Raw genomic sequence first — 8,274 nt, 5'->3', positions numbered from 1 at the left:
TCCTGATCGGCGTGGGCGCGAGCAAGTTCATCTTCCCGCTCGATGCCGTGGTCGAGGTCATCGAGAACCAGCCCAGCGCCGCCGCGCTCGACGCCCGCGGGCGCAGCATGATCGAGCTGCGCGGGCGGGTGCTGCCGGTGGTGAGCCTGCGCGAGCTCTACGGGCTGGAAGGCCCGGCCCCGGCGCGCTGCAGTGTCGTCGTGATCCAGGCCGGCGCGCAGCGCTGCGGCGTGCTCGTCGACCAGCTGCTCGGCCACCACCAGACCGTCATCAAGCCGCTCGGCCGCATGTTCCGCAGCCTGCGCGGCATCTCGGGCTCGACCATCCTCGGCAACGGCGAGGTCGCGCTCATCTTCGACGTCGCCTCGCTCGGCCAGCTGGCCGCGGATGCGGCGGCCTGTTCCCCGCCTCACGCGCATCCCGCGCACGTCGTCACTCCGGAAAGCCCCTTGTCATGAACGCGACCTCCACCTCTACCCTGTTCGAACGCCTGTTTGCCGCCGGCAAGCTCAAGGAACGCCAGGCCCGCCTGGCCGCCGAGGCTGCGCTGGCCGAAACCCGCGCACGCCTCGATGAAGTCGAGGCGGAGCTCAAGGTCCGCACCGACATCATGAACGTCACCAGCATCGTCTCGGAGGCCGACAAGAAGGGCGACATCCTCAGCATCAACGAAAAGTTCATCGAGGTTTCGAAGTACTCGCGCAACGAGCTGATCGGCCAGCCGCACAGCACCACGCGGCACCCCGACATGCCCAAGGAGACATTCAAGCAGCTGTGGCAGACCATCGGCCGCGGCGAGATCTTCCGCGGCGTGATCAAGAACCGCGCCAAGGACGGCACGCCCTACTACGTCGACGCGGTGATCGCGCCCATCCTCGGCCAGAACGGCAAGCCGATGAAGTACCTCGGCGTGCGCTACGACATCACTGCCGCCGAGATCGAACGCCAGAACGCACGCGGCGTGCTCGGCGCGATCGACGCTGCCTACGCCTACATCGAATTCGACCTCGGCGGCCACGTGATGACGGCCAACCAGAACTTCCTCGGCCTGCTGGGCTACTCGCTCGACGAGGTGAAGGGCAAGCACCACCGTATGTTCGTCGACCCGGCCGCTGCAGGCTCGCACGCCTACCAGCAGTTCTGGGCCGACCTGAACGCGGGCCGCGCGCACAGCGAGGTCTTCAAGCGCATCACGCGTTCCGGCAAGGAGGTGTGGATCCAGGCGGTCTATGCACCGGTCAAGGACGAGATGGGCCGTGTCGCGAAGATCGTCAAGATCGCCACCGACGTGACGACCGAGCAGTTGGCCAACCAGATGCTCAAGGATGCCGTCGGGCAGGCGCAGAAGGTGACCGCCGCTGCCCGCGCGGGCGATCTGTCGCAACGCATCGCACTGGAGGGCAAGTCCGGCCCGATCGCCGAGATGTGCGCCGGCATGAACGACCTGCTCGAGACCACCTCCGCCGTGTTCGACGACATCGGCCGCATCTTCGGTGGCCTCGCGTCGGGCGACCTCACGCAGCGCATCTCGCGCGACGTGCAGGGCGTGTTCGAGCAGGTGAAGAACGACGCCAACGCCGGCTGCGACAAGCTGGCCGGCATCATCGACGAGGTGCGCACCGCCGCCGAGGCGCTGACCGGCGCGGCCAACCAGGTCAGCGCCACCGCCCAGTCGCTGTCGCAGGCAGCCAGCGAGCAGGCCTCGTCGGTGGAGGAGACCACCTCGCAGATCGACATGATGTCGGCCTCGATCTCGCAGAACAGCGACAACGCCAAGGTCACCGACGGCATGGCCACCAAGGCCAGCAAGGAAGCCGCCGAGGGCGGCGAGGCGGTGACGAAGACCGTGGTGGCGATGAAGCAGATCGCCGCGAAGATCAGCATCGTCGACGACATCGCCTACCAGACCAACCTGCTGGCGCTGAACGCGGCCATCGAGGCGGCGCGCGCCGGCGAGCACGGCAAGGGCTTCGCGGTGGTGGCCGCCGAGGTGCGCAAGCTCGCCGAGCGCAGCCAGGAAGCGGCCAAGGAGATCGGCGACCTGGCGGCCAACAGCGTCTCGACCGCCGAGCGTGCCGGCAAGCTGCTCGACGAGATCGTGCCGTCGATCCAGAAGACCAGCGAGCTGGTGCAGGAGATCGCCGCGGCCAGCAGCGAGCAGAGCCAGTCGGTCACGCAGATCGGCGGGGCGATGGGCCAGCTGAGCAAGGCCACGCAGCAGAACGCCTCGGCCTCGGAGGAACTCGCCGCCACCTCGGAGGAGCTCTCCGGACAGGCCGAGCAGCTGCAGCAGTCGGTGGCGTTCTTCGCTGCCGGCGGCGGGCACGTCGAGGGTTTCGTCGAGCGCCGCGCGCCGAACACGCCGATGCGCCCCGCCATGCCGCGCCCGCTGGCCGCCACGCCGATGCGCCCGCTGGCCACCGGCACGGCCAACTTCCGCCCGTACTGAGGTTCACGGCCATGAGCGCCACCCTCGACGCACCGGCCGCCGCGCACACCGGCCAGTACCTCACCTTCTGGCTCGGCGACGAAGCCTTCGCGCTGGACATCCGCAGCGTGCGCGAGATCATCCAGCACGGCCCGATGACCACCGTGCCGCTGATGCCGTCCTTCGTGCGCGGCGTGATCAACCTGCGCGGCGCGGTGGTGCCGGTGATCGACCTGAACGCCCGCTTCGGCCGCGAGGCCGCGCAGGTGGGCAAGAAGACCTGCGTGGTGATCTTCGATTCGCTGCGCGACGGCGAACGCACCGAGCTCGGCCTGATGGTCGATGCCGTCAGCGAGGTGGTGGATCTCGCCGACGACGCGATCGAGCCGCCGCCGAACTTCGGCACTTCGGTGCGCCGCGACTTCATCCGCGGCCTGGGCAAGCTCGGCGAACGATTCGTCATCCTACTCGAGCCGCAGAAGGCCTTCGACATGGACGAGATGGCGCAGCTGTGCGCGGTCTCGCAGGAGGCGGCGACTGCCTGAGGGCGGTGTGCATCCGGCGCTGCTGGCCTCGCGTATCGTGCCCGCATGTCGACCCTGCTGCGCCCCATGCTCACCGCCCTCGCGCTCGCGGCCGCGCTGTACGCCGCGCTGCTGGCCCTGCTCTGGTTCGGCCAGGAGCGGTTGATCTTCCTGCCCACGCCGCTGTCGGCGGACCAGGCGCTCGCGCGCGAGCCCGACGTGCACGAACGCTTCGTCGAGGTCGACGGCGCGCGGCTGTCGGTGCTGGAGCTGCGCCTGCCCGAGCCGAAGGGCGTCGTCTTCTTCCTGCACGGCAATGCCGGCAACCTGGCGAGCTGGTTCGTCAACGCCGACTTCTACCGCCGCGCCGGCTTCGACCTGGTGATGCTCGACTACCGCGGCTACGGCAAAAGCAGCGGCCGCATCGACAGCGAGGCCCAGCTGCATGCCGACGTGCGCGCGGTGTGGCGCGATGTCGCGCCGCGCTATGCCGGACGGCGCGTGGTGCTCTACGGTCGTTCGCTGGGTACGGCGCTGGCGGCCTCGCTCGCCGCCGAGCTGCAACCCGACCTGACGGTGTTGGTCTCGCCCTACGAGAGCCTGGCGGCGCTGGCGCGCCAGCACTATCCCTGGGTGCCGGCCGCGCTGCTGCGCTACCCGCTGCGCACCGACGAGCACCTGGCGCGCGTGCGCACGCCGGTGCTGCTGCTGCACGGCGACCGCGACGAGCTGATCCCGCTGGCGCACAGCCGGACGCTGCAGGCCGTGGCGCCGCACGCGCGGCTGCACGTGGTGCCCGGTGGCGGGCACAACGACCTGCAGGAGATCGAGAGCTATCTCGATGCGGTGCGCGCGGCGCTGGCTTCGCTCTGAGCCAGCTTCGGAAGCAGCTCGCGCTGGCCGCGCGGCGTGACGCTCACCGCCCGGCCCGTCTCGCGGCGCAGCCAGCCCTGCGCGATGCAGTGCACCAGCAGCGCATCGGCCAGCGCGCCGGCGAGGTGGTCGCGCCGCTCCGACCAGTCCATGCAGGCGTAGGCGTAGCGGCGCTTCGCCGAGGGCGGCGGCGCTTCGAAGCCGATCCCGGCCAGCCAGGCCTGGCCGGTGTCGGTGAGCGCGAGGCCGTCGCCGCGCGCCTGCAGGCCATGCTGCTCGACCAGCGTGTCGAACAGGCGCACGCCGAGCCGACCCGCCAGGTGGCCGTAGCAGCAGCGCGCCTCGCGCAGCCGCGCCCGCTCGGGGCGTGACCAGGCCGCGTCACGCGCGCCGGCCTCGGCCACCAGGGCCAGCGCCTCGAGCGCATGCGCGATGTCGGCATGGGCCAGCCGGTAGTAGCGGTGCCGGCCGCGCGGCTCGCAGGCGACGAAGCCGGCGTCGAGCAGCTTGGCCAGATGGCCGCTGGCGGTAGCGGCGGTGACGCCCGCCGCGGCCGCGAGCTCGCTGGCCGTCGCGGCCTCGCCGGCGAGCAGCAGGCTGAGCATGCGCGAGCGCGCCGGGTCGGCCACCATCGCGGCCGCGCGGGCGAGGCGTGGTTCGTGGTCGCGCAGGGTGGCCCTTGCCGTCATGCCGCCAGTGTGCCTCGGCCCGTGGCTGCCACGCTTCGGCGCAGGCCGAAGCGAGGTTCAGCGCGGATCGTCGGAGTGGATCTGCAGCGCCTCGAGGAAGCGCGACACCATGTTGTACGAGGCGATGGTGCCCACCAGCTCGACCAGCTGGCGCTCGCCGAGCCGCGCGCGCACCGCCTGCACGACGGCCGCATCGACGTGCACCTCGCGCGTCATCGCGTCACACAGCGCCAGCACCTCGCGCTGCAGCGGCGTGAAGCGCTCGCCGGCCGCACGCCAGTCGGCCAGCGCTTCGAGCTGCGCCTGTGCGAGGCCCTCCTTCAGCGCGATCGGCGCGTGCTGGTCGGCCTCGTAGGGCGCACCGTTGAGATGGGCGATGCGCATGATCACGAGCTCGCGAAGATCGCCCGGCAAGGAGAGCTGCTGACGGACCTTCGTCATGAAGCCCAGCCAGCCCTCGGCCAGCGGCGGGCTGTGCATCAGCATCTGGTACAGGTGCAGCACGCTGCCGCGCTCGGCGACGATGCGCTGCACCAGCGGCTGCGCCTCGGGCGCGGACAGGTTGGCGTAGGGAATGCGGGCCATCGTGATGCCTCAGACGACGAGCGCCGGGTCGAGCTGGCGCACGCGATGGTCGACGTAGTAGCCGCCGACCTCGGTGTACTGCAGGAAGCCGCGCCCGCAGGCGGCGCAGGCCCACACCTCGCAGCGGTTGTACGGGAAGTGCCGCGGCGAGATCGGCGCGTCGGCAGACCAGAAGCGGCTGCCCGGCCATTCCTCGACCGTCGGCTCGTCGACGTCCGGTTCCCGCAGCGTGCCGACGCGGCGGAAGCCCGGTTCGGCCAGCGGCGCGCCGATCGACTCCCAGCCGGCGCACTGCAGCCGCGCGCACGGGCACGCCGGCCGCCACCGGTCAGGGCCGGGCATCGCACGCAGCGCGTCGGCCGTGATCACTCCGACTTGATCCCGTTGGCCTTGACGACCTGGGCCCAGGTGTCGAGCTGCTGCTCGATGAAGGACTGGGCGGCCGCCGGGGTGTCGCTGCGCGTGACGATGCCCTGGGCGGCCAGCTTGTCGGCCACCTCGGGCAGCTTCAGCGCGGCGTTGATCTCCGCGTTCATGCGCTGGACGATCTCCGGCGGCGTCTTCGCCGGCGCGAGCACCGCCCACCATGCCGGCGCGTCGAACCCGGCGAAGCCGCTCTCGGCGATGGTCGGCACGCCCGGCAGGTTGGCGCTGCGCTGGCTGGTGGTGACGGCCAGCGCGCGCAGCTTGCCGCTGTCGATGTGCGGCTTGGTCAGGAACACCGAGCCCACGGACACCGGCACATGGCCGGCGATGGCGTCGCTCATCAGCGGGCCGCCGCCGCGGTAGGGCACGTGGATCAATTCCATCTTGCCGGACTTGGCCAGCATGGTGACCGCGAGGTGCCCGAGGCTGCCATTGCCGATGCTGCCGTAGCTGATCGAGCTGCCGGATTGCGCCGCCTTCACGACGTCGCCGAAGGACTTGTAGGGCGACGAGGCGACGGTGGCGATGACCATCGCGCCGGTGCCGATCAACGACACCGCCGTCAGGTCGCGCTTCGTGTCGAACGGCAGGTTGGGCTGCAGCGCCGGGTTGACGCCGTGGGTGTCGAACACCACGGCGAAGGTGTAGCCGTCGGCCGGCGCCTGCGCCACGGCGGCGGTGCCGATGGCGCCGGAGGCGCCGCCCTTGTTCTCGACGATGACGTTCTGCCCCAGCCGCTGCTGCAGCACCGGCGCCAGCAGGCGCGCCACCTGGTCGACCGAACCGCCGGGCGGGAACACCGCCACCAGCTTGATCGGCTGCTTGCCAGGCCAGGCCTGGGCCTGCACGGCAGGCGCGGCCAGCGCGCCGGCCAGGACCGACAGGGCGAGCAGCGGGCGGACGAGGGCGGTGCCCAGGCGGGGAAACGACAGTCTCATGGTGCGTGCCGGTGGCGAGTGAGGGTCGGGCGAGTGTGCGTGAGCCACTCGCCGCTGTCGTGCTGGAAAGCCCGCAGTGCGCCGGCCGCGGCTCAATCGTCGCGCGGCGGCGGCATGCGCGCCAGGCAGCGCCGGTGGCGCTCGTCGACGCGCTTCGCGAACCATTCGGTGGTCAGCTTGCGCGTGAACTTGGGGCTGTGCAGGTCGATCCTCGGCAGCACGGCCCGTGGCAGCGTGCGGCGATCGAGCTGCTCGGCGTAGGCGAACACCCGCTCGTACAGCGACGTCTTCTCGAAGCCGGCCTGCTCGCCGCGCTGCAGGTCGCGGCGGATCGCCGATTCACCGAGGCCGAGGCGCGCGGCCAGCGTCAGTGCGGCGCGCTCGGTCTCGCCGCGCGGCGCAGCGGCGGTGCGCGGAAGCAGGTCTCCGTCGAGCGTGACCGGCAGGCCCGAGGCCACCGCCAGCGCGTTCTGGAAGGCCGCGTTGCGGCTCGCCCAGCGGCCGGCGTTGAAGTCGGCGAAGCGGTGGATCGGCTGGTCGTACGGCGCCTCGTAGGCCAGCAGGTGCGCCGCGCCGAAGTACAAACCGCCGCGGCGCGTGAACACCTCGCGGCGGATCGACTCCTTGACCGCGTACGGATACGGCCGCTCCTTCGCGTGCTCCTCCGCGAAGGCGATGCTCACCTGCATCGGCCCGCCGGTGCGCACCGGATTGCGGTCGGCCAGGAAGGTGCGGCCCAGCGGCACCATGGCGATGAAGTCCTCGAACACCTCGCTGAGCTGGCGCTCGGTCTTCACCGCGTCGATGCGCTCGGCGTAGCTGCGCCCGCCGGTCGACGGCAGCGCCAGTGCGGCACGCACGGCGAGCATCGGCACACCGGCGTCGCCGGCGCGGCGCTCGATCTCCTTCCGGGCGATCGAGGCGAGGCCGGGCACGGCCGGGTCGGCCCGGTAGCCCGACTCCTGCTCGGTCACGGCCATCACCGCGCACAGGTTCTCCGGCGTCGAAGGCAACTCTTGCGCGGCCAGTGCGGCATGGATGTCGGCGGCCCAGCCGGCGCGGTCGTCGAGCCGCTCGGGGAGCACGCGCAGGATGGCCTCGCGCGCCTCGGTCGGCCCCAGGCCCTGCGGCTCGGCCATGCGGCCGGGGATGGCGCAGCCGGCGAGCAGCAGCGCGGCTGCGACGGTGGCTGCGGCGGTGGTGATTCGGCGTGGAAGCGGCGGGCGGGTGGCGGACGGCACGCGCCGCATTCTGCCCGCCGCGCCGGGCCGACGGCTTCAGGGCATCATCGCCGCCGCCGCGCGGATCGCCTCCCGGATGCGCCCGTAGGTGCCGCAGCGGCACATGTTCTCGATCGCATCGATGTCGGCGTCGGTCGGCGTCTTCGTGCGGCTGAGCAGATCGACCGCGGCCATGATCTGGCCCGGCTGGCAGAAGCCGCACTGCGGCACGTCGCGGTCCAGCCAGGCCTGCTGGACCGGGTGCAGCGTGCTGCCGTTGGCCAGGCCCTCGATGGTGGTGACCTTCTTGTTCGCCACCTCGGAGATCTTCACTGCGCAGGTCGACACCGCCTTGCCGTTGACGAGGCAGGTGCAGGCCTTGCACACGTCCAGGCCGCAGCCGTACTTCGGGCCGGTGATGCCGAGCCTGTCGCGCAGCACCCACAGCAGCGCCAGGTTCGCCGGCGCGTCGACGCTCACCGGCGGGTTGTTGACGGTCAGGTTGTAGATGGGCATGGGCTCGTCTCCTCAGGCGGTGGGGGGTGCAGGAAGCTGGCCGGCCGGCGTGGGCACGTAGGCCGGCTGCGCATT

General features: G+C 71.4%; 10 protein-coding genes. 4 read left to right on the top strand and 6 right to left on the bottom strand.

Features of this window, described 5'->3' with window-relative positions:
- The 4 genes from AB7U92_RS16875 to AB7U92_RS16860 form a co-directional block, all read left to right on the top strand.
- Window positions 1–458 (top strand): chemotaxis protein CheW (locus AB7U92_RS16875; protein WP_428579364.1); only part of this gene is annotated, 458 nt, incomplete at its 5' end.
- Window positions 455–2,449, top strand: coding sequence for a methyl-accepting chemotaxis protein (locus AB7U92_RS16870; RefSeq protein WP_428579361.1), 1,995 nt, complete (start codon window positions 455–457; stop codon window positions 2,447–2,449). The genes AB7U92_RS16875 and AB7U92_RS16870, both read left to right, overlap by 4 nt.
- Before the next feature lie 11 nt (window positions 2,450–2,460).
- Window positions 2,461–2,973: a chemotaxis protein CheW gene (locus AB7U92_RS16865; RefSeq protein ID WP_428579358.1), complete on the top strand. Its 513-nt coding sequence runs from the start codon at window positions 2,461–2,463 to the stop codon at window positions 2,971–2,973.
- 45 nt (window positions 2,974–3,018) lie between these two features.
- Window positions 3,019–3,825 carry an alpha/beta hydrolase gene (locus AB7U92_RS16860; protein ID WP_428579355.1) on the top strand — a complete coding sequence of 269 codons (807 nt, stop codon included), beginning with the start codon at window positions 3,019–3,021 and terminating at the stop codon, window positions 3,823–3,825.
- Here AB7U92_RS16860 and AB7U92_RS16855 read toward each other — a convergent pair.
- The 6 genes from AB7U92_RS16855 to AB7U92_RS16830 form a co-directional block, all read right to left on the bottom strand.
- Window positions 3,786–4,514 carry an ArsR/SmtB family transcription factor gene (locus tag AB7U92_RS16855; protein ID WP_428579352.1) on the bottom strand — a complete coding sequence of 243 codons (729 nt, stop codon included), beginning with the start codon at window positions 4,512–4,514 and terminating at the stop codon, window positions 3,786–3,788. The genes AB7U92_RS16860 and AB7U92_RS16855 overlap by 40 nt on opposite strands.
- A 57-nt stretch (window positions 4,515–4,571) precedes the next feature.
- A complete protein-coding gene (locus AB7U92_RS16850) occupies window positions 4,572–5,099 on the bottom strand; it encodes a carboxymuconolactone decarboxylase family protein (protein WP_428579349.1) in 528 nt (175 codons plus the stop codon).
- Window positions 5,100–5,108: 9 nt separating this feature from the next.
- A complete protein-coding gene (locus tag AB7U92_RS16845) occupies window positions 5,109–5,468 on the bottom strand; it encodes a hypothetical protein (protein WP_428579346.1) in 360 nt (119 codons plus the stop codon).
- Window positions 5,465–6,463, bottom strand: a complete 999-nt coding sequence (locus AB7U92_RS16840) for a tripartite tricarboxylate transporter substrate binding protein (protein WP_428579343.1) — start codon at window positions 6,461–6,463, stop codon at window positions 5,465–5,467. The genes AB7U92_RS16845 and AB7U92_RS16840 overlap by 4 nt, the downstream gene beginning before the upstream one ends.
- Before the next feature lie 92 nt (window positions 6,464–6,555).
- A complete protein-coding gene (locus AB7U92_RS16835) occupies window positions 6,556–7,704 on the bottom strand; it encodes a DUF1615 domain-containing protein (protein WP_428579340.1) in 1,149 nt (382 codons plus the stop codon).
- Window positions 7,705–7,740: 36 nt separating this feature from the next.
- Window positions 7,741–8,199, bottom strand: a complete 459-nt coding sequence (locus tag AB7U92_RS16830; RefSeq protein WP_428579337.1) for a (2Fe-2S)-binding protein — start codon at window positions 8,197–8,199, stop codon at window positions 7,741–7,743.
- Window positions 8,200–8,274 lie beyond the last annotated feature (75 nt).

This window comes from Piscinibacter sp. (assembly GCF_050175855.1).
Taxonomy (GTDB): Bacteria; Pseudomonadota; Gammaproteobacteria; order Burkholderiales; family Burkholderiaceae_C; genus Piscinibacter.
This window is presented reverse-complemented; position numbering and strand designations above follow the sequence as displayed.